We start from the raw sequence: 21661 nt of genomic DNA, 5'->3' as shown, positions 1-21661 counted from the left end.
TCCTTGGCACCAGCAGATCGAGAGTCCTTTATGGATGTGTCCGTCATCGTCCCCACGTACAACGAGGGGCCGAACGTTCGGGAGCTTCTCCGACGCCTCGACGCAGCTTTGACCGGCACCGCGTTCGAGGTGGTGTTCGTCGACGACTCCACCGACAGCACCCCCGACATCATCCGCGAGGCCGCGGCGAAGACCGACACCCCGGTGCGGCTCATCCACCGGGAGCACCCCACCGGCGGCCTCGGCGGCGCCGTGGTCGAGGGCATCCAGGCGTCGACGTCGGAGTGGTGCCTCGTCATGGACGGCGATCTGCAGCATCCGCCCGAGGTCATCCCCGACATGCTCGCCCGCGCCCAGCGCGGTGACACCGACGTCGTCGTCGCCTCGCGGTACACCGCCGGCGGCACGTCAGACGGACTCGCCAACGCGGTGCGCACCGGGGTCTCCCGCGCGTCGACGCTGCTGACGAAGGCGATGTTCCCCCGCAAGCTGCACGGCTGCTCCGACCCGATGACCGGCTTCTTCCTCGTGAACCGCCCGGCCATCGACGTCGAATCGCTGCGCCCGCGCGGATTCAAGATCCTCCTCGAGATCCTCGCGCGCAAGCAGATGCGCGTCGCCGAGGTGCCGTTCGACTTCGCCGAGCGCTACGCGGGCGAGTCGAAGGCGTCGTTCACGCAGGGCATCCGCTTCCTCACGCAGCTGACGATGCTGCGCTTCGGCCGCATGTCGGCCTTCGCGCTCGTCGGCGGCGTCGGCGCGCTGGCGAACCTCGGCATCATGTGGGCCCTCATCGGCTTCGGCATGGAGTACATCTGGGCCTCGATCGTCGCGAGCATCGTGACGATCATCGGAAACTTCCTGCTGCTCGAGTACCTCGTCTTCGCCGACATGCGCGAAGACTCGGGGCTCATGCGGCATCGCTTCCTCAAGTCGTTCACGTTCAACGGCCTCGAGGCGATCGTCCGCATCCCCGTGCTGTGGGTGCTCGTCGAGCGCACGCACATCCCGAGCGTTCTGGCCGCCGCCCTCACGCTCGTCGCCGCGTTCGTCGTGCGGTTCCTCTTCCACGCGCTCGTGGTCTACGCACCCCGCAAGCAGCGCGGCGCGAAGGCGGAGGAGTCGCAGACTCCTCTGGCCGACGAACTCGCCCTCTAACGCCGCCGTCGCCCGCACGAGGGCTTCGCGAGCTGCGCCCTCCCCCAGACGCGGGCAATCGGCCCGCACGCGGGCTTCGCCGCGCGCAATGCCCGCGCCCCGCCCGAAAGCCCGCGTCTCGCGACGCCGGCGAGACGGGGCCTGCGGGCAGCCCGACGACGGGCTTCGATCGCCGGAGGTTCGCGCTGGACAAACGACCCGTCGACGAATAAGTTGTGGAGCACAACGAATAGACGGCAGTGCAGCCGAGACCCGCGAAAGATGCTCCATGAACTCGTCACTCATCGATCCGAACTTCGTCATCACCGACGAAGCACTCCTCAGAAGCAGGTTCCACGACGTCACTCCGCTCGCGACGCTGAAGAGCCTTCCCTCCCTCGATGCGCATGCGCGAGCGTTCATCGCACTGTCGCCGTTCCTGTGCATCGGCACGCAGAACGCTGACGGTGACGCCGATGTCAGCCCTCGCGGAGACCCGGCGGGTTTCGTGAAGGTGCTCGACCCCACCACCCTGGCGATACCCGACCGCCCCGGGAACAACCGGCTCGACAGCCAGGTCAACATCCTTACCAACCCCCACGTAGGGCTGCTCTTCATCATCCCGGGCTTCGACGACACACTGCGGGTCAACGGGCGAGCGACGCTGACTGTCGATCCGGGCATCCTCTCGGGCTTGGAGGCGAAGGGCCGCGCCCCCAAGCTCGCCATGATCGTGGAGGTCGAAGAGGTCTTCCTCCACTGCGCCAAGGCATTCCGTCGGTCGCATCTGTGGGATGCATCGCGCTTCCGCGACCGCGCAGAGCTGCCCTCCCTGTCGAAGATGATCCTCGACCAGACCACCGGCGCTCCACAGACCGACGACGAGATGCGCGCCATCGACGCTGACCTCGAGATCGAGTACGCGAAAACCCTCTACTGAGGCCCGCCCCACCTTCCGCGCACCCCAAGGAGAGCCATGCGCGAACACACGATCGACGAATCGTTGCCCACCGACGACGCCGAACCTGTCGAGGTGACCCCGCTCGGCGGCAGCTACGTCACGACGACGGCCACCAGCATCCACACCTTCGGCCGATACACCGACACCGACTTCGCACCGCCCCGACGGCAGCACGACCCGAGCCGACGACAGCGTCGCCGCGGCTGATCACGCCCCGCGTTCGCCCTCCTCCAGACGCGGGCAATCGGCCCGCACGCGGGCTTCGCCGCGCGCAGTGCCCGCGCCCCGCCCGACAGCCCGCGGCTCGACCGGCGTGCGCGACGCGAATCGCTGCCACGGGAGCGGCGCGCATAGGATGCGGCTGGAACTCCCACGAAAGGGGACGCAGTGCCGGATACGGATTCGCGGACGACCTGGGTGCTCGTGGACGGGGAGAACATCGACGCCACCCTGGGCGCCTCGATCCTCGGCCGGCGGCCGCAGCCCGACGAGCGGCCCCGGTGGGACCGCCTCGTCTCCTTCTCGGAACGCGTCTGGGCGCAGCCCGCGCAGGGAGTGTTCTTCCTCAACGCCTCCGCCGGCATCCCGATGCCGTTCGTACAGGCGTTGAAGGCGATGGACTACGTCGTCGTGCCGCTGTCGGGCGGGCCCGACGAGAAGATCGTCGACATCGCGATCCAGCGCACGCTCCGGGCGATGCGCGACCGCGACGCCGACGTGATGCTGGTGAGCCACGACGGTGACTTCCTGCACGACCTGTCCGACCTCATCGGCTCTCCTCGGCGGGTCGGCATCGCCGCGTTCTCGGAGTTCCGAAACGCCGGGTTCGCCTCCATCCCGGGGCTGGAGAAGTTCGACCTCGAATACGACGCCCGGGTGTTCGACGCCCCGCTGCCGCGGATCCGCGTCATCCCGATCGACGAGTTCGACCCGAGCGCGTTCCTCGGCTGAGGCCGATCGCCCGGCGGGCGTCCAACCCGGCGTAGCCTGGAGCGATGACTTCGGATACTCCCGTGAAGATGTTCGGCGCCCAGTGGTGCATCGACTGCCGCCGCACGAAGAAGCAGCTCGACGAGCTCGGCATCTCGTACGAATACGTCGACCTCGAGGCCGACCCCGCCGCCGCTGATGTCGCCCGCGAGATCTCGGGCCGCACGCAGATCCCCGTCGTGGTCTACCCCGACTCGTCGCACCACGTCGAGCCGTCGAACGCCGACGTCGAGGCCAAGCTCCGCGAGCTCGCCCTCATCTGAGGCTCCCGCCGGAGACACCCGGAGCGCGTGATGGCGGAATCGACAGCGCAGATCGTCCCCTACGCCGATCGGATCGACGCCGACATCGCCGCGCTCGAGACGGGTGCCCGGCTGTGGACGGTGTTGACGGTCGCCCAGCGCGCGCGACTGCTCGGCCGTCTGCACGAGACCGTCGGCGCGGTCGCGAGCGAGTGGGCCGACGTCGCCGCAACGTCGAAGCAGCTCGGTCGGCAGCACCCGCTCCGCGGCGAGGAATGGCTCACCGGCCCGTATGCGACGCTCGGCGCGCTTGAGGCCGCCCGGGCGACGCTCGAGAAGCTCGCCGCGGGCCGCGCTCCCCTCGACGGGGTGCGCCTCGACGACGCCCCCGGCGGCCGGCTCCGCGCGCGCGTGCTGCCCGCGCAGCCGATCGACCGACTGCTGCTCTCGGGGTTCCGCGGCGACGTCTGGCTCGAACCCGGAACCTCGCGAGCAGAGGCCCGGGATGCCGCGGGCCTCGCACAGCTGCACCCTGACGCGTCGGGCGGGGTCGGGCTCGTGCTGGGCGCGGGGAACGTCACATCGATCCCGGTGCTCGACGTGCTGTACGAGCTGCTGTCGGCCAACCGGGTGTCGCTCTTGAAGGTCAACCCGACGCAGGACGCCCTCGTGCCCGTCTTCGAGCGCGCCCTCGCGCCGCTCATCGAGCCGGGGTTCCTGCGGATCGTCCGCGGCGGCGGCGACGTGGGCGCGTACCTCACGCAGCATCCGGCCTTCTCTCACGTGCACATCACGGGGTCGGCGGCCACATTCGACGCGATCGTGTGGGGCACCGGCGACGAAGCCGCCCGTCGACGCGAGGCAGACGACCCGAAACTGACCACGCCCATCACGGCCGAGCTCGGCGGGGTCGCGCCGGTGATCGTCGTGCCGGGCCGATGGAGCGACGCCGACCTGCGCTTCCAGGCCGAGCACATCGCGACGATGCGACTGCAGAACAGCGGGCACAACTGCATCGCCGGACAGGTCGTCATCGTGAGCTCCGAGTGGCCGCAGCGGGCGGCGTTCCTCGACGCACTCCGCACCGCCTACGACGCCGCCCCTGCGCGACCGGTCTGGTACCCGCGCAGCGACGAGAAGGTGCACTCCGCGGCATCCGACTACCCGACCGCACGGCGCGACGCAGACGGGTCGCGGATGCTGGTGGAACTGCATGCAGGCGATGACCCGACCGCCCTGGAGACCACCGAGTACTTCGCCCCCGTTCTCGGGGTGGTCTCGCTCGCCGGCACCGGGCAGCGCTTCCTCGACGCGGCCGTCACGCACGCGAACGAGCGTCTCACCGGCACCCTCGGCGCGAACGTGCTCATCGACCCCGCGACCGAGGCATCGCTCGGCGCCGGCTTCGATCGGGCGATCGCGTCGCTGCGGTACGGCGGCATCGCCATCAACGCGTGGACGGGCGTGTCGTTCACCGTGCCGCAGCTGAGCTGGGGCGCCTTCCCGGGCGGCTCTCTGCACGACGTCGGCAGCGGCCTCGGCGTCGTTCACAACGCGCTGCTGCTCGATCGTGTGGAGCGGTCGGTGCTGCGCGGACCCTTCCGGCCGTTCCCGCGGTCGATCGGAGCGCTCACCCAGCGCAAGGGCGTCTTCACCGTGCTGCCGAAGCCACCGTGGTTCGTGACCGCGCGCACCGGAACCGCGGTGAGCGCAAGACTCGCGCACTTCCGCGCCCGCCGCAGCTGGCCCGGTCTGCTCATGACCCTTGCTCGGGCCTTCCGCGCCTAGCGGCCCGCCGGAGGCTCCCCGCATACCGCAGGCGCCCTCGTCCCTCAGAATGCAGGAGTAATCGGGCCTCGGGGGCACGGCAGACACCCCCGACGGCGATTTCTCCTGCATTGTGTGCGTGAACTCGACCACACTCCGGGGTCGACGCGTCACAACGCCGCGCGCGTGCGGGTCCTATGCTCGTGTCGTGCTCGACCCCCTCCTCATCTTCGTGGGCGCGGTCGTCGTGATCTGCCTCGCGACCGCGTTCGGCCCGCGCTTCAACCTCGCCGGCCCGCTGATCCTCATGGCGCTCGGCCTCGGCGTCAGCCTGCTGCCGTTCGTGCCGGCGCTCGAGATCGACCCCGAGCTCATCCTGGTCGTCGTGCTGCCGCCTCTGCTGTACTCGGCCGCGGTGCAGTTGCCGGCCATCGAGTTCCGCCGCGACTTCGGACCGATCGCCGGGCTCTCGGTGCTTCTCGTGGTGGTCAGTTCGATCGTGCTCGGCCTGTTCTTCGCCTGGTTGATCCCCGGCCTCGGCATCGCTCTCGGGATCGCCCTCGGCGCCATCCTGAGCCCCACGGATGCCGTGGCCACCTCGATCGCGAAACGTCTGGGCATCTCGACCAGGGTCGTCACCCTGCTCGAGGGCGAGAGTCTGCTGAACGACGCCACGGCCCTCGTGCTGCTGCGCACCGCGATCGCGGCGGTGGCCGGCGGATTCGCCCTGGGCGACACCGTCTTCGCCTTCGCCCAGGCCGTACTCGTGGCCGTGCTCGTCGGCGCGGTCGTCGGCTGGGTGAACCTGCGCGTGCGGGCCTGGGTGGCCCACTCCGCGGCGAACACGGCCCTCAGCTTCACCATCCCCTTCATCGCCTACCTGCCGTCGGAGCACCTGGGCGGATCGGGACTGGTCGCGGCGGTGGTCGCGGGCATCGTCACCGGACAGGGCGCGGCACGCTGGTTCACCCCCGATGAACGCATCTCCGACCGCCTCAATTGGCGAACGGTCGAGCTGCTGCTCGAGGGTGCGGTGTTCCTCGTGATGGGTCTCGAACTCAAAGAGATCGTGCAGCGCAACCTCGAGCGCGACCAGGGTCTCTGGCAGGGCGCGTGGCTGGCCGTCGCCGCTCTCGCCATTGTGCTGATCGTGCGGAGCGCATACGTCGCGATGCTCATCTGGCTGCAGGGGCGACGGCGGAGGCGTCACGGGCGCACCCGCGAACGCGTCGAGGCCATGGACGGCCGGCTCGACCAGTTCGAAGCCAGACTCGACGCCGGCCCGCCGGAGGTCGGTCGGGGCCAGGGTCGTGGTTCCGATCGTCCGACGCGGCGGTTCGACATGGCCCACGCGCGGCGCCGTCTCGAGATGGGGCGCTCGCGCCTGCGGCGTCTCGTCGCCGACCTCGACTACTACCGCGACACCCCGCTCAACTGGCGGCACGGTTCGGTCATCGTCTGGGCCGGCATGCGCGGCGTTGTCACGCTCGCGGCCGCCCAGACCCTGCCCCGCGACACCGTCGAGCGGCCCCTGCTCATCTTCGTCGCGTTCCTCGTCGCGGTTTTCAGCCTCTTGCTGCAGGGGCTCACGCTGCCGGGGCTCGTGCGCATGCTCGGCCTCACCGACGACAAGGCCGAGGGCCCCACACGCGAGGAGCAGCAGGCGCTGAACGCCGAACTGCGCGTGGCCGCCGGCGAGGCGGTCGCCGCCGGCAAGCTCCAACGACGCGACGGGCGGCCCTTCCCGGAGAACATCGTGCGGGTCGTCGGGGCGCGCATGACGCAGCCGCCCGACGAAGACGTCGACGCGCGCACGCAGGAGGTGCTCGAGCTGCGTCTCGCGATCATCGAAGTGATGCGCGCACGCCTCGGGGAGCTCTCGCACGACGGCCGACACGCGACAGCGGCGCTCCGACACGCGCTGGCCGAGCTCGACGCCGACCAGCTCAGCCTGGAGCTGCGCCTCGACAACGCCGAATAGCATCACCCCCTCTGCTCGATAGTGCGATCGGGGGTGGCGTCCCGCACAATGGAGGGAGCGGGAGGGTGTCATGACGAAGACGACGGATGCTGCGCAGTCGCACGATCCGGTGACGGACGACGCACTGACGAGTCCCCTCCACCTGCCCCACGTCGCGGCCGATTGCCCGAAGTGCTTCACCGAGTTGCAGCGCGACCGCGACTGGTGGCTCGCCCGTCCGGCCGGATCTCGGCTCGTCGGCCTCGTGGTCTCACGCCCCGGCATGCCCTCCGTGGTCGAGCAGCGCGACGACCTGACGCGGTTCGGGGTGCCGATCGAGGGATTCCGGCACCCGGCGCCCGAGACGCTCGAGGTGTGGCCCGACCGCCTGACCCGCTTCTTCGACACCCTGTCGCGAGGTGACGTGCTGGTCGTCGCCAACGTGCATGCCCTCGGCGCGACGCTCGAGCAGGAGACCCGGGCCGTCGCCGACCTGCACGCCCGCGGCGTCATGGTGAAGGTGCTCGGCCACGGCGGCCGGCATCTGTTCGACACCGGCCGCTGACCGCTTCGTCAGTCGGAGGTGACGCGGGCCGTGCCCGCCGCCACGTCGACGCTCACCGAGTGAGATGAACCGGTGTTCGTCCGCAGCCGGTTGTCGAACGAGCCCGCCTCCACGTTCGCGGTGACGGCGTACTCCGCGTCGGGCAGCGTCAGGGTCGCCGCGCCCGCACTCACCGACAGCCGCACGTCATCGGGCGCCGCGCCATCGAGCACGGCCTGAAGCCTGCCCGCCGAGATAGACAGGTCGGCGGTGCGCACCCCCGCGAGTTCCAGGTCGGCAGCGCCGGCGCCCAGATCGACGGTGAGGTCTTCGGCACTTCCCGACGCGGTCACCTGCCCCCCGCCCATGTCGATAGAGAGCCGATCGAACGCCCCCTCCAGGCTGAGCCCGCCCCCGCCGAACGACACCTTCGCATCGATGCCGCTCGCCTCGAGCGAGCGAGGCAGCGTCAGGGTCGCCGTACCGCCGCCGCCCCCGCCGAACCACAGCCCGAAGGTATTCGGCGACACCACCCGGAGCGTGTCGCCCTGCCGTTCGAGACGCCAGTCGCTGCCTCGCACGCTCTGAAGATCGAGCGTCGCCTCGGCGGCGGTGCCGAAACGCACCGAGAACGACGTCGCATCGACATCGAGATCGAGTGAGCGCACGCCCGCGACGTCGAGCGACGTCGTGCCTGTATGCCCCGAAGCGGAAGCGAGAGCGGGCACCGCGGCGCTCGCGACGGTGGCCGCCACGACCGCGACCCCGAGGGCGGCGGTGAGCAGCGCGATCACCCTCGGCGCGGTGCGCCCGCCGTGATGGGGGGCCCGCATCGGCGGGCTGTCCGCCGGCGGCGGCGGGGAGATCTCGGTGGTCATCGTGCTGCTCCTGTCTGCGGCGTCGTGCCGCCGTGCTCGAGATGGACGAGCGCTGCCTGCACTCGGCGATTGCCCGACTCGTCCTGCTCGAGTCCGAGTTTCTGGAAGATGGCGGTGATGTACTTCTCCACGCTCGCCTCTGAGACGAACAGCGCGCCAGCGATCGCCTGATTCGAGCGCCCCTCGGCGATGAGCGCGAGAACCGCGCGTTCGCGATCGGTGAGCCGCTGCATCCGCGCATCGCGGCTGCGCCGACCGAGCAGCTGGGCGACGACCTCGGGGTCGAGCACCGTCGCCCCCTCGGCGATGCGGCGGAGCGTATCGAGGAAGTCGGAGACGTCGGCGACCCGGTCCTTCAGCAGATAGCCGAAGGCGCCCCCTCCCCCCGCGATGAGGTCGCTGGCATAGCGCTCCTCGACGTACTGCGAGAGCACGACGACCGGGAGGGTCGGATGCTGCGCACGCAGCCGCACCGCGGCGCGGATGCCCTCGTCGGTGAAGGACGGCGGGAGCCGCACGTCGAGGATGCAGAGGTCGGGCACATCCCGGGCGACCGTCTGGTCGAGCCCGTCGGCGTCGGCGAGCGCCGCGATCACCTCGTGGCCGGAGTCGTCGAGCAGACGGACGAGGCCCTCACGAAGGAGCACGGAGTCCTCGCAGATCAAGATACGCATCGCACGGTCCTCACGTCGGTCGCGTCGGCTTCGGTCAGCGAGGTGGTGATCACGATGCGCACGGGACGCTCACCTCCAGGGCGGTCGGGCCGCCGTTCGGACTGTCGAGGCGGAAGGTTCCGCCGGCGGCGGCGATGCGGTTCGCGATGCCGTCGAGGCCTCCGCCCGGAAGGATGCGGGCGCCGCCGAGTCCGTCGTCCTCGACGCGGGCCCAGAGGCTGCCGTCCTCGCGGCTGCGCACGACCACCCGCACGCCCGTCGCCCGGGAGTGCTTCGCCGCGTTCGTGAGCGACTCCGCGATCGCGAAGTAGGCGGCGGCCTCGGCGGTGCGTCCGCATCGCCCGTCGATGCGGACGTCGAGATGCACGGGCACGTGCGAGCGAGCAGCGAGCGCCGAGAGCGCAGCATCCAGCCCCCGGTCGTCGAGCACCGAGGCGTGGATGCCCCGCGCGAGCTGGCGGAGTTCGGTGATGGCGGCCTTCGTCGAGGTGTGCGCCTCTTCGATGAGCGCTTTGGCCGCGGTCGGGTCGTCGTCGATCTTCTGCCGGGCGAGTCCCAGCGTCATTCCCACCGAGACGAGCCGTGGCTGCACGCCGTCATGGAGGTCGCGCTCGATGCGCGTGCGCTCGACCTCGGAGGCCCGGATCGCGCCGGCACGCTGAGCCCCGGCCTCTCGCGCCTCGGCGGCCAGCTGGGTCTCTCGCGAGGGGACCATGATCAGACGCGACAGCACGCCGTGCAGTAGAGCGAGGCCGATGATCACCGCGACCGAGAACAGCGCGACGATCGGTCCGACCAGCGGCGCCCAGGTGACGGGAACGTCGAGTCCGAACATCGAGACCGTCTCTGCGTAGAGGGGTGCGAAGGCGATGGTGACGCCCGTGGCCGCGACCGTCACCAGGGTGACGACCAACGCACCGAGGATCGTCGAGATGGCGAGGTTCGCGATCGCTCGCCAGACCGAGGGGTCGATCGCCTGACGCCAGAACATGCCGAGCACCCCGGCGAAGCCCGGTTGCGTCGGTCTGCGAGCCGACAGCGGGGGGAGGCCGAAGCCGTAGAGGCCGTCGATCCGGGCGTTCTCGAGCCACGCGACGGCGAACAGCACGTAGGCCAGCGCGATGAGCACGATGATGCCGACACCGGCGGCGAAGACGAGACCCAACCCGCTCGCCAGTGCGGCGAAGAGGCCGATGAAGACGAACGGTCCGACGACCCCGAGGGCGGCGAGCTGCGCCGCGGCACCCGCGACGCGCAGCGGGCGAGCGGTCGATGACACGGCGGGGTCGTCGAGCCGGGTCGCCACGGGGGCGGATGCTGCGGGGGAAGCCGCGGCGGGGGCCGGGAGCGGCGGCGGGGCGGTCGTCTGCGAACTCATACCCCCACGGTAGGACGCGTGCCGCGCCGGGGCCGCCGAGGCATCCGGAGCGCTTCTTCGGGGTATCCCGAAGGCGCCCGGGCTGCGAGCAGTGTCGGAGGAGATGCGCACTGGGGAGGGTGCGCGCATCGGAACGGCCCTCCGGAACGCACATCTCCTCCCGAACGCACGGTCGATCGAAGCGACGTGAGCGCCGCGGCTAGAAGAGCCCGGTGGCGGAGAGGTCGGCGCGCAGCACGGGCACGATGTGCTCGGCGTACGCGACCGTCAGGTGCGATTCGTCGTAGCGGATCGGCATGCCGCCCGCGAAGGCCGGGCACACCCCGTCGACGCAGCTGAAGTCGAGAGATGCGATGGCGTGGTCGCCCGTCTCGGCGGCGACGGCCTCGGCGGCGGCCTGCATGTCGTTCCACGTCGGGTCGACGGCCGTGGTGCAGTTCGCGGGAGCCGACAGCGGCGAGTAACAGCGCGACAGGTCACCGCCCCTCGGCGGCGGGGCCAGATACACGGTGCGCCCGGCCGCACCGTACGCACCGACTTCCGCCCGCGAGGCGCGGAGGAGGTCGCCGGCCGAGAGGTTGCGCCCGTCGATCGTGTGGGCGAGGGTGTAGGCGTTCGAGACGACCACGAGGTCGGCCGGGTCGGCCGCGATCATGGCGCGCACGTCGACCTTGCGCTGCGGGCACGCGGCCATCACGCCCGCGCCGTCGTTCTGCACGAGCACGTCGGTGAAGCGGCATCCGTACAGGCCGACCGTCGTGACGCGCCACTGACCGCCGCTCTCCTCGGCCAGCTTCTTGAACGCGGGCGCGTAGGCCATGGCGCTCGAGTCGCCCACGAGGTACATGTGCCGGGGCGCACCGCCGTCGCCCCAGGTGCAGCGCCCGAGCTCGATGCCGCTGTCGGGCGAGAAGCAGTCGCGCGCGGGGTTGGCGCTGGATGAGCGTTGCATCACCTCGTCGAGCGACGGCCGCAGCGCCGGCCACTGCGTCGCCGACACCGCCGCGGCGAGCTCGGCCTGCACGGTCGCAACGGGGTCGTCCGCCGGAGCCGCGACAGTGTCGGCGGGTACGGGAGCGATCGGGGCGATCGTGGGCGAGCCGAAGGTCACCATCGTCATCAGCACGACCACGCCCGCACCGATCGCGAGTCCGGCCGCGCCCAGGCCGAACTGCGGTCGAAAACGCGCACGCCACTGCGCCCACGCGGAGGAGGTGGGCGGTGTGCCGGGATCAGACGACGCGGATGCTGCGACGACGGCGCGCGCCACCGTCTCCGGCGCGCGCGGGGGCTCCACGATCGGAGGTCGTGCGAGGTGGGCCTCCGGTGACGCCCCCGATTCGATCGCGAGCCGGGCGGCCGGGCGCGGGCGCGAGCCGGGGTAGTACCGCGTTCCCGGGGTCCACCCCTCGGGACGCGTCGACGGCAGGCGCGCGATGACCGGTGCCGCCTCGGGCTCGACGGCCGGCGACACGGCGTCGGGCTCGACAGCGGACGGCGCGGGAGCAGCATCCACCGCCGTCCCGCGCAACCACGGCGAGCGGTGCAGGGGCTGTTCGACGAGGAAGTACCCGCTCGCCGTGAGCACGACGATCGTCGTCACGACGATGAGCGTCGACTCCGCCCCGACCGGCAGGAGCACCGCGGCGAAGACGATGACGGGGAAGTGCCAGAGGTACAGCGAGTACGAGATGTCGCCGACGAACACGCTGACGGGGTTCGTCAGGGGGAAGAGGTGACGCTGACGGGGGTCGCCGCCGACGCCGCCCGCGATGACCAGCACGGCAGCCGCCACCGGGAGCGCAGCCCAGGGCGCGGGGAAGGGCATCGTGTCGGGGTCGACGATCAGGAACGACCACACCACGCCCGCCGCGCCGAACCACCCCAGCATCCAGCGGACGGCAGCGGGGATGCGTGCCAGCGCGGGCACGGCGACGGCCAGGAGCGCGCCGATCGCCAGCTCCCACGCGCGGGTCGCCGTCGAGAAGTAGGCGACGGTGGGATCCCCCGCCGTCTGCACCATCGCCCATCCCCCCGACACGACGACGATCGCGGCCGCGGCGACCCCGACCACGGCGCGCGCCGCACCCGTCCGCCTCGCCGCGACCGGGAGGAACAGCACGAGCAGAACCAGCAGAGCCGGCCAGACGAGGTAGAACTGCTCTTCGACCGACAGCGTCCAGAAATGCTGCAGCGGAGAGACGGCGTCGGCCGCGTGGAAGTAGTCGGTGCCCTCGGCGGCGAACCGCCAGTTGGCCACGAGAGCGAGGGCGGCGAGCGCGTCGAACAGCGTGCGGTCGGCCCGCGTGCGGTTGAAGACGACGAAGGCGACGATCACGACCGCGGCCAGCACGACCACGGCGGCGGGCAGGATGCGGCGGACACGCCGCGCGAAGAAGTCGCGGAGCGAGATGCGCCCCGTCGCCGCGAGTTCGCGGAGCAGCAGACCGGTGATCAGGAACCCCGAGATCACGAAGAACACGTCGACACCCGCGAACCCGCCGCGGGGCCAGCCGATCAGGTGGGCGAGCACGACGGCGACGACGGCGAGTGCTCGCAGACCCTGAAGGTCGCGTCGGACGGGCGTGCGAGAAGAGGAAGAGGTGCTGGTGTGGGAAGTCACTGTGTATCCGGGGAAGCCGAATGCCAGTGTAGTGACGCGGACCGAGGAGCGGGATCGCTCCCGCGTCAGCTCGTGCAGGCCGTGCTGGGTGCGGAGGCCTGGCCATTGGCACGGCGCGTGAGCACCTGGATGCAGGTCGTCCCCGAGGGGTCGGCGGCGACCGTCACGCTCGTCTCGGCCGTGCGTTCGAGCACGGGTTCGGAGCCGTCACGCGCAACGACCCCCCAGAGGTACTCGTCGCCGTCCTCGGCGGCGGGGTTCGTCCACGTGAAGGTGACGCCGTCAGGACCGGCGGAGCCGGCGAGTCCTTCGGGGGCACCGGGCGCGACGGGCACCACGTCGATCGGCCGGTCAGAGGGGGAGGCCTCGGGCGTGGGCGCGGCCGGGCCGCCGAGCACGGCCGGCAGCGAGAGCGCGAGGATCACCCCGACGACGACCACGAACGCGGCGGCCCCGAGTGCGAACCAGAGTCCACGCTTCGACCGGGCCGCCACGGGGGGCGCGGATGCCGCGGCCGTCGCACTCGTCGGAGGCAACGGGGGTGCCGCGGGCGCCGCCGTCTGCGCGGCGGACGGCGGCGGCACCGTCTCGAACCGCGACGGACCGGCCGGCAGCGGGTCGATCGCCGCCACACGCACGACCGTGGCGTCGCCGTCGCCGGAGCGTGGCGGGGCCGCGGCCTCACGACGTGAGCGCCGGGTCGCGTCGTCGGGCGCCCACTGCTCGGGCGCGGACGGGGCCGGCACGGGAGCGGGGGCGGGGTCGATGCTCACCACGCCACGCACGCGGGTGAGTCCGTCGTCGGCGTCGTCCACGACACCGGCCGGGGCGCCGTCGTCGAGGATGTCGATGGGGGTGACCGAGTGCGCGAGTTCGATCTGCACCTTCTGCAACGCCCGGGCGAACTCCAGAGCCGTCGGATAGCGGTCGGCCGGCGATTTCGACATCGCGCGCTGCAGCACCCGTTGCAGAGACGGGGGCACGTCCGAGCGACCGATCGGCGCGAGGGGCGCCGACTCGATGCGGGTGATGAGTTCGACACCGCTGTTGCGCTGCCCGGGGAGCTCGAACGGCGAACGCCCGACGAGCAGGCTGTAGACGGTGGCCCCCAGCGACCAGACGTCGGAGCGCGCGTCGCTCGTCGGCTTCTCGGCGACGACCTCCGGCGGCGACCACGGGATCGACAGACCTCCCGCGTCGCCGGCTCCGGCTGCCGAGGCGATGCCGAAGTCGGTGAGGGCCGGGCGGTTGTACTCGGTGACGAGGATGTTCGCGGGCTTGATGTCTCGGTGCAGCACACCGGCGCGGTGCGCGGTCTCCACCGCCGCGCCGACCTGCACGCCGATGCGGAGGGCTTCGGCGACGGAGAAGAGCTCGGCCCGGTACCGCACCTGCAGGTTCGGTTTCGGGCAGTACTCCATGACGAGGTACGGGCGCCCGTCCTCGGCGACACCGGCCTGGTAGATCGTGACGATCGCCGGATGCGTCGAGAGCATCGCCATGACGTTCGCCTCGGCCGTGAACTCGTCGATCGATCCCGTCGCCAAGCGGTCGGGCAGCAGCACTTTGACCGCCACCCGGCGGCGCGGAAGCTGCTGCTGGTAGAGGAAGACGTCGGCGAAGCCGCCGGAGCCCAGGAGTTCGACGGGGGTGAATCCGGCGAGCTCGGGGGGCGCCTGGGGTGCGCGACGACCGCTCACGACGGGGTCCTCGTCACGACAGTGCCTCGACGAGCACCGTCACACCGTCGCCGAGGTCGAGCACGTCACCCGGAACGAGCATGGTCGCCTCGCCGGGGTGCAGGCGCGTGGGCGCCGACCCCTGCCGCCGCAGGGTCGTGCCGTTCGTGGTCTGCAGGTCGACGGCAAGGATGCTGTCGCCCTCCGCGCGCACCTCGACGTGGTTGCGCGAGATGTCTTGCTGCGGGCTGTCGACGCCGATGAGGTGCGGCAGGTCGGCACCGGAGGCACGGGCCGACTTCGGCCGCCGCCCGATGATGACGGTGCGATCGAGCGGCACGACCTGCCCGGTCGACAGCCGCAGCCGGCCGATCGGTCCGGTCGGGGGCGGCGGCGGCACCGGGGGAATGGCGGGAGCGGGCGGCGGGACGGGGAGTCCTCCGCCGGCACGCAATCGGCGGGCCTGTTCGAGCGAGAGCGTCTCACCGTCGTGGTCACCGGGGGCCGGCGCGCCCGTGTCGGTGGGGAGTGCGGGGGTGGGGGCGGGCCCGGCGACGACGTCACGCTCTCCCCTGCCGATCACCGTCGTCGCCTCGACATCGTCGAGAGGGGCCGCCGGCACCGCGGGAGCGCTCGCGGTCGGCTTCTTCGCCACCACGGGTGCGGGTCGCACCGGCAGCGCATCGCCGCGGATGAACGGCGGGATCGAGTCGATGAGCATGCCCTCCTCGGCGGCCGGGAGCGCGGGCACGACGGGCGGGAGTTCGGGATCGGCGGCGGGGAGTTCGAGCCCGCGCACCTCATCCGCCGGCTCATGCGCGACGTCGAGCACCTCGTCGACGCTGTGCGGCTGCACGGGTTCGACGGGCCGGTACGAGTCGGCGGGAGCCGGGTGCTCGGGTGCGGCGACGGCCGGGCTCTCGCGGTCGAACGCGCGAGCCGAGACCACAACGGCCGACGCCAGCACGACGCCATCGGTGATCGGAAGGATCGTCGACCCGGCATCGCCGATCTCGAGGCGCGAGACATCGCGGATGCTGCGCTCAAACCAGGTCGAGGCGGTCGTCCCGTCGACGGTCTCGGTTCCCGACGACGTCGTGACAGTGGCCGAGAGGTCGCCGCGCGCGCTCACGCGCCAGACGTCGTCCTCGTCGACGACCACGACGAACGCGGGAAGCGCGGAGAGCGACCCACCGGCCGCCAACACGTCGACCACGGCACCGAAGCCCTCACCGGCGACGAGCCGGTCGCGAATGGCGAGGGTCGCCGCATCCGTCGTCCCGTCGCCGAGGACGGCGACACCGCGACCGGCGACGACGACGCGAAGCGTGCCTGGCGCGTAACGGACCTCGGTCATGAGCGTTCTCCCTCGTCGCGCGTTCGCACCCGGGGCAGGGTGTCTTCCTCCCCATCCTCGCCGAACTCCGCGACGGGGATGGTCGCCGTGGCGTCTCGGCGTTCGCGGGCCCGCACATCGAGCGCGTCGACGACGAGCACCGTGACGTTGTCGCGGCCGCCCGCGGCCACGGCCTCGCGCACGAGGCGGTCGGCGGCGGTCTGCGGATGCTGCTCGGAGCGGAGGATCTGGTCGATGCGCGCGTCGTCGAGCTCGGTGGGCAGGCCGTCGGAGCAGATGAGGAGGCGGTCGCCCTCCTCGGCGGGCAGCAGCCAATAGTCGGGCTCGCTGTCGCTGCCGGCCCCCAGCGCACGCGTGATGACATTGCGTCGCGAATCGACCGCCGCCGCGGCCGCGTCGAGCTCCCCGGCGTCGACGAGCTCCTGCACGACCGAGTGGTCGACGCTCACCTGCTCGAGCACTCCCTCGCTCAACCGGTAGGTGCGTGAGTCGCCGAGGTTCACCGCCAGCCAGTACCCGTCGCCGTCGATGTCGGCCACGACCACCCCGGCGAGCGTCGTACCGGCACCCGCGCCGCCGCCCTCGGGCAGCGCGTCGACGCGACGACGCGCCTCCGCGACGCTCGACTGCACGTCGTCGACGGTGAGGCTGGGGCGCCCGACGAGGCGCGCGAACTCCTCGATGACGGTGGCACTGGCCACTTCGCCCGCCTGGTGCCCGCCCATGCCGTCGGCGACGAGGAACAGCGGCGGCGCGGCGAGGTGGCTGTCTTCGTTGAGCGATCGACGGAGCCCGACGTCGGTCGCCGCACCCCAGGCCAGCGTCACCGGACCCGCGGTCACGACCGCGCTCCGTCGGTCGCAGCGCCGTCGGCATCGGCATCGGCCGCATCAGCGTCGACGGGCTCGGGCGCCGCATCCGCGTCGCTCCGGGGCGCACGGCCTCGACGTCGCTCCGGCAGCGCGAACCGGGTGCCCGCGAGGAGCGAGCGCACGTCGAGCAGCGCGCGGAGCCTGCGCCAGAATCCCGCCCGCTGGCGCATATCGCCGACGATGCCGTCGACCTCGCGCCAGAACTCCTCGACCTCTTCGGGCGACGGGTCGCGAGGGCCGAACACGTCGGCGTCGGCGCGGCGCGCGAGCGTGCTCACCTGCGGTGCGGCGAAGGCGGTGCCCACCACGACGGCGTCCTCCGTGCGGGTTCCGCCCGGGCGCACCGGGGTGCCGTAGTCGGACGACCGGTCGAGCAGTTCGTCCCACCCGCCGCTGATGCGGTCGGCCGACCTGTCGGCCGACAGACGCTGACGGCGGCGCGCCCTCTTGAGCCCGCCGATGACGACGAACGGAGCGAGCAGGAGAGCGACGACGAGGAGCACGATCAGGATGATCAGCAGGATGAACCCGATGAGGCTCGCGATGGTGTTCTCTTCGTCTTCCGAGCCGCGCTCATCCGGCACCGTCGGCGGCAGGTCCACGGGCTGCTGCTCGGGCGGCGGCGGCTGCAGCACCTGCGGCTTCGGATCGGCGCGCGGCTTGGTCGTCTGGTCGTTGGGAACCTGGTCTTCGGGCGGGGTGGGATCGAACGGCACCCACCCGAACCCGTCGAAGGCGATCTCGACCCAGGCGTGGAGGGTGTCGCCGGTCGCGGTGAAGACCGGCCCGGCCTGATCCTCGTCGGGGTAGAAGCCCATGACGACGCGGGCGGGCATGCCCAACTGGCCCGCGAGGAGCGCCATCGCGACGGCGTACTGCTCGTCGTCGCCGATCATCTGCTGCCCGCCCAGGAGCGTGGTGAGGCGCTCGGCGCCGTGGCCCGCGCGGGAGAGCACCTGGCCCTCGAGGCCATGGCTGAAGAAACCGTCCTGCGACAGGCTCTGCTGCAGGGCCCGGGCCTGCTCGATCGGCGTGTTCGCATCGGCGACCATGTCGGAGGCGATCTCGGCGAACTCGGTGGGGACGTCGTCTTGATCGGGCATGCGCACGGGCGCGAAATCGGCGTCGGCGAGCTGCTCGTCGCTCGGTGTCGCCGGCAGCAGCGCGTCGAACGTGTAGGCGACGCCGCGCTGCACCCCGGCCGTGACGACCGCCGTGCCGGTGGCGTCGTTGTAATAGGCGCTGCGGCGCAGGTCTTCCGCGCGGTCGCCCTCGAAGGCCACCGACGTCATCTGCCCGGCATCGGGAAGCCACACGGTGTCGAGGGCGTCGACCTCGACGTGGATCGTCACGGGCGTACCGGTCGCCTCGGGCGACATATTGCCCCGCACCGGCGAGAAGGCGCTCGACGAGCCGGCGCCGCTGTCGTCGGCGACGTTCAGCACGGTGCCGTCGTAGGCGTCCATGGTGGCCAGACGGATGCGAGCGTCCTCAGGGAGTCCGGTCGCGCTGAAGAGCGGTTCGTCGGGGAAGTCGCGCACGTACGCGCGGAACGACTGGAGGGGGCTCGGGTACTGGCGGATGTCGAAGGGCGGGATGACCACGTCGCGCAGCACGTAGCGGGGTTCGTTCGCCGCGGCGAGCGCGCTCGTGGCGACACCGGCCGAGGCGGCCACGGCCAGCACGACGGCGCCGGCGACGAGCCGGCGGGTGGCCACGCCCGACGACGCGGGCTCGCCCTCCTCGCCGATCGAGATCGCGGCGCGCGCGGGCTGCCAGGCCTGACGCACCGCGAGCCAGGCGATCGCGACGATCGCGAAGACGAGTCCTTGCACCAGGGGCGCGGCGGGCTGCGCGGTGCCGAGGGCGATCTGCGCGGCGAGGAACGCGGCCGCGGGGATCAGTGCCCACGCCGGCGGGCGGGCGCGCAGCGCGAGGCTCGCCGTCGACACACCGGCGATGAGCGACATGAGGTAGGGCACGAGCAGGTGCCCGTCGGATGCGGCCACGGGCGCGACCGTCGTCAGCAGGGCCTTCCACGACGTGACGACCCCCGCGCCCAGCTGGGCGAGCGTGTCGATCGAGGGGATGACCCCGAGGATCGCGGTGTGCGGCAGAGCGAGGGCGGCGCCGAAGACGAAGTAGACGCCGATCGTGAGCGCCGCCATCAGCAGTACGCCGAAACGACGCCACGCCCCGACGGCCGCGACCGCCAGCCCCAGCAGGGCACCACCGACCGCGGCCACGAGGTACACCGGGCTGTCGAACGTCGGAGCGAACCCGATGATGGGCACCGCGAGCAGCGCCGCCGTCGCGGCGAGATCGAGCGCCCAGCGGCGGGCGGTCAGCGCACTCATCCGAGCACCTTCCGCAGAGCCACCGGCAGCTGGTCGAGGGTTCCGACCGTCACGACGTCGGCCTCGGCGATGCGCCGCAGCGACGGCGACGCCCCGGTCTCGGCGACCACCGCGAGCACCCGAGCTCCGAAGGGCAGCCGGCTGCACGCGACGCGCAGGCGCGCCGCATCCACCGTGCTCCCGCACACCAGCACGACGATGCTCGCCAGGGGCAGGGTGGAGGCGATGAGGCCGGCAAGCCCGACCACGTCGACCTCTCGCGGGCGCGAGTAGACCAGGCCCGAGAGCGAATCGAGGAAGCGCTTGCCGCTCTCGGCCGCGATCGCGCCCCCCTGCGAGCGCACGTCGACGCGCTGCGAGTCGCGCAGCGCGCGCAGCCCGAGCGAACCGGCCGCCGAGACGGCGAGCTCGAACTCCTCGGGGTCGCGGTAATCGGACGGATGCCGCGACAGCCCGATGACGAAGTGCGAGCGGCGCGTCTCCTCGTACTGGCGCACCATGAGGTCGCCGGTGCGGGCGGTCGACTTCCAGTGCACGTGACGGCGGTCATCGCCCGGCTCGTACTGGCGGAGGGCGTGGAACGACACGTCGTCGCGCGACAGATCGGTCGCGGGCATGCCCTCGAGGTCGCGGAGGAAACCGAGCGACTGCCCGTCGAAGAGAACGGTCTTCGGGTGCACGAAGAGGTCGACGGGCTCGTCGCGGCGCTGGACGCGCTCGAACAGCCCGAGGGGGTCGCCGCGCACCACGCTGACGGGCCCGACCTTCAGCACCGCGCGGCGCTGCGTGGGGATGGCGAAGATCTCCTCCGCCTCGTCGCCGGGGGCGAGCCGCCGCACGGCGAACTCGCCGCGGCCCGCGCCGACGGGGAGCACGATGCGCGAGGGCAGGATCGCCCGCGTGCCGGTGTTCGCGAGCGACAGCGCGCCGACCGCGCGCTCGCCCACGACGACGCGCGTGCGGTTCAGGTCGAGCCCCACGTCGTAGTCGGTGCGGCCGATGAGGAAGAACGTGCACAGGACGAGCACTGTCGCCACGACCACCGCGGCGATCACCAGCTCCTGCCACCCGAGGATGCGGCCGGCGACGAACAGCACGACCGCCGTCGCCAGCAGCACCCACGCGAGAGGCCGTGCGACGCGCAGGATGCCGCGGGCACGGCGCAGGGCGCGTGCGGCGAGGGGAGCTGCGACCTCCCGCAGGGCCGTGCGGGTCGTCCCGGCGGGGACGGTCGACCCGAGCGACTCCGTCGTCATGCGGCGGCAGACCTCGCCTGCGGAGCTGCGACCGCCTCGAGCACGCGCGAGATGACGGAGCCGGCGGTCGTGCCGGCGAACTCGGCCTCGGGGTCGAGCACGAGGCGGTGGGTCCAGGCAGGCTCGACGAGCAGCTTCACGTCGTCGGGGATGACGTAATGACGACCGGATGCCGCGGCCCACACCTTCGCGAGACGGATCATCGCGATCGCGCCGCGCACCGAGACGCCGACCCGGGTGGCCGGGTCGGTGCGGGTGGCTTCGGCCAGCTGCGCCGTGTAGCGGAGCACCGCGGGCTCGACGTGGACGGAGGCGGCGAGGTCGGCCATGTCGCCCACGGCGTTCGTCGTGATGATCGGCGTCAGCGCGGCGGAGGGGTTGCGGTCGGCGGCACCGGCGAGGATGCGCTCGGTGACGTCGAGGTCGGGATAGCCGATGGAGGTCTTGATGAGGAAGCGGTCGAGCTGCGCCTCGGGCAGCTTGTAAGTGCCCGCCTGCTCGATGGGGTTCTGCGTCGCGATGACGAGGAACGGCCGGCCCACCTCGTGGGTGACGCCGTCGACCGTCACGCGCGACTCCTCCATGACCTCGAGAAGGGCCGACTGCGTCTTGGGCGAGGCGCGGTTGATCTCGTCGGCGAGCACGATCGAGGCGAAGATCGGCCCCTTGTGGAACTCGAATTTGTGCGTGCCCTGGTCGTAGATCGTGACGCCGGTGACGTCGGAGGGCAGCAGGTCGGGGGTGAACTGGATGCGCTGGCTCGTTCCCTGCACGGTCGCCGCGAGCGCCTTGGCGAGGCTCGTCTTGCCGGTACCCGGCGCATCTTCCAGCAGCACGTGGCCTTCGGCGAGCATCGCGGCCAGCACCAGCCCGACGACGTCGCGCTTTCCCATCAGGGCGTGGTCGACGTTGTCGACGAGCCTCGTGAAGGTGCTCTCGAACCACGCGGCCTGCTCGGGTGTCATGGTCATCGGTGTCGTGTCCTT

At 71.7% G+C, this 21661-nt stretch carries 18 protein-coding genes; 8 read left to right on the top strand and 10 right to left on the bottom strand.

The features are described from left to right. Positions 1 to 30: 30 nt before the first annotated feature. The 8 genes from DEA06_RS06680 (at position 31) to DEA06_RS06645 (ending at position 7622) form a co-directional block, all read left to right on the top strand. Positions 31 to 1158 carry a glycosyltransferase family 2 protein gene (locus tag DEA06_RS06680; RefSeq protein ID WP_116647177.1) on the top strand — a complete coding sequence of 376 codons (1128 nt, stop codon included), beginning with the start codon at positions 31 to 33 and terminating at the stop codon, positions 1156 to 1158. A 268-nt stretch (positions 1159 to 1426) separates the two neighbouring features. Further along, complete coding sequence (locus DEA06_RS06675; RefSeq protein WP_116647176.1) at positions 1427 to 2077, top strand: pyridoxamine 5'-phosphate oxidase family protein; 651 nt, start codon at positions 1427 to 1429, stop codon at positions 2075 to 2077. Positions 2078 to 2113: 36 nt separating this feature from the next. After that, positions 2114 to 2305 carry a hypothetical protein gene (locus DEA06_RS06670; RefSeq protein ID WP_116647175.1) on the top strand — a complete coding sequence of 64 codons (192 nt, stop codon included), beginning with the start codon at positions 2114 to 2116 and terminating at the stop codon, positions 2303 to 2305. A gap of 180 nt (positions 2306 to 2485) precedes the next feature. Next, positions 2486 to 3049: an NYN domain-containing protein gene (locus DEA06_RS06665; RefSeq protein ID WP_116647174.1), complete on the top strand. Its 564-nt coding sequence runs from the start codon at positions 2486 to 2488 to the stop codon at positions 3047 to 3049. 44 nt (positions 3050 to 3093) lie between these two features. Next, the gene (locus tag DEA06_RS06660) at positions 3094 to 3351 is read left to right on the top strand and encodes a glutaredoxin domain-containing protein (protein ID WP_116647173.1); all 258 of its coding nucleotides are present in this window, start codon (positions 3094 to 3096) and stop codon (positions 3349 to 3351) included. 30 nt (positions 3352 to 3381) lie between these two features. Next, positions 3382 to 5118: an aldehyde dehydrogenase family protein gene (locus DEA06_RS06655; protein WP_116647172.1), complete on the top strand. Its 1737-nt coding sequence runs from the start codon at positions 3382 to 3384 to the stop codon at positions 5116 to 5118. Positions 5119 to 5305: 187 nt separating this feature from the next. Beyond that, a complete protein-coding gene (locus DEA06_RS06650) occupies positions 5306 to 7078 on the top strand; it encodes a sodium:proton antiporter (protein WP_116647171.1) in 1773 nt (590 codons plus the stop codon). 70 nt (positions 7079 to 7148) lie between these two features. Next, positions 7149 to 7622 carry a dehydrogenase gene (locus DEA06_RS06645; protein ID WP_116647170.1) on the top strand — a complete coding sequence of 158 codons (474 nt, stop codon included), beginning with the start codon at positions 7149 to 7151 and terminating at the stop codon, positions 7620 to 7622. 8 nt (positions 7623 to 7630) lie between these two features. Here DEA06_RS06645 and DEA06_RS06640 read toward each other — a convergent pair whose 3' ends face one another. The 10 genes from DEA06_RS06640 to DEA06_RS06595 all read right to left on the bottom strand — a co-directional run bounded on the left by DEA06_RS06640 (position 7631) and on the right by DEA06_RS06595 (position 21646). Then, a complete protein-coding gene (locus DEA06_RS06640; protein ID WP_116647169.1) occupies positions 7631 to 8479 on the bottom strand; it encodes a hypothetical protein in 849 nt (282 codons plus the stop codon). Continuing rightward, positions 8476 to 9153 carry a response regulator transcription factor gene (locus DEA06_RS06635; RefSeq protein ID WP_116647168.1) on the bottom strand — a complete coding sequence of 226 codons (678 nt, stop codon included), beginning with the start codon at positions 9151 to 9153 and terminating at the stop codon, positions 8476 to 8478. The genes DEA06_RS06640 and DEA06_RS06635 overlap by 4 nt, the downstream gene beginning before the upstream one ends. Positions 9154 to 9202: 49 nt before the next feature. Then, the gene (locus DEA06_RS06630) at positions 9203 to 10531 is read right to left on the bottom strand and encodes a histidine kinase (RefSeq protein WP_116647167.1); all 1329 of its coding nucleotides are present in this window, start codon (positions 10529 to 10531) and stop codon (positions 9203 to 9205) included. A 199-nt stretch (positions 10532 to 10730) separates the two neighbouring features. Further along, a complete protein-coding gene (locus DEA06_RS06625) occupies positions 10731 to 13154 on the bottom strand; it encodes an acyltransferase family protein (RefSeq protein WP_116647166.1) in 2424 nt (807 codons plus the stop codon). A gap of 65 nt (positions 13155 to 13219) precedes the next feature. After that, positions 13220 to 14854, bottom strand: a complete 1635-nt coding sequence (locus DEA06_RS06620) for a serine/threonine-protein kinase (RefSeq protein WP_116647165.1) — start codon at positions 14852 to 14854, stop codon at positions 13220 to 13222. 13 nt (positions 14855 to 14867) lie between these two features. Continuing rightward, entirely contained in the window at positions 14868 to 16190 is a 1323-nt protein-coding gene (locus tag DEA06_RS06615) for an FHA domain-containing protein (RefSeq protein WP_116647164.1), read from the bottom strand. Continuing rightward, entirely contained in the window at positions 16187 to 17032 is an 846-nt protein-coding gene (locus DEA06_RS06610) for a protein phosphatase 2C domain-containing protein (protein WP_116647163.1), read from the bottom strand. Before DEA06_RS06610 ends, DEA06_RS06615 begins: the two co-directional genes overlap by 4 nt. Continuing rightward, positions 17029 to 19419: a transglutaminase-like domain-containing protein gene (locus DEA06_RS06605; protein ID WP_116647162.1), complete on the bottom strand. Its 2391-nt coding sequence runs from the start codon at positions 19417 to 19419 to the stop codon at positions 17029 to 17031. The genes DEA06_RS06610 and DEA06_RS06605 overlap by 4 nt, the downstream gene beginning before the upstream one ends. Continuing rightward, entirely contained in the window at positions 19416 to 20675 is a 1260-nt protein-coding gene (locus tag DEA06_RS06600) for a DUF58 domain-containing protein (protein ID WP_116647161.1), read from the bottom strand. The genes DEA06_RS06605 and DEA06_RS06600 overlap by 4 nt, the downstream gene beginning before the upstream one ends. After that, positions 20672 to 21646, bottom strand: coding sequence for a MoxR family ATPase (locus DEA06_RS06595; RefSeq protein WP_116647160.1), 975 nt, complete (start codon positions 21644 to 21646; stop codon positions 20672 to 20674). Before DEA06_RS06595 ends, DEA06_RS06600 begins: the two co-directional genes overlap by 4 nt. Between the last annotated feature and the right edge of the window lie 15 nt (positions 21647 to 21661).

The organism is Microbacterium sp. Gd 4-13, assembly GCF_003095395.1.
Lineage (GTDB): Bacteria > Actinomycetota > Actinomycetes > Actinomycetales > Microbacteriaceae > Microbacterium.
This window is presented reverse-complemented; position numbering and strand designations above follow the sequence as displayed.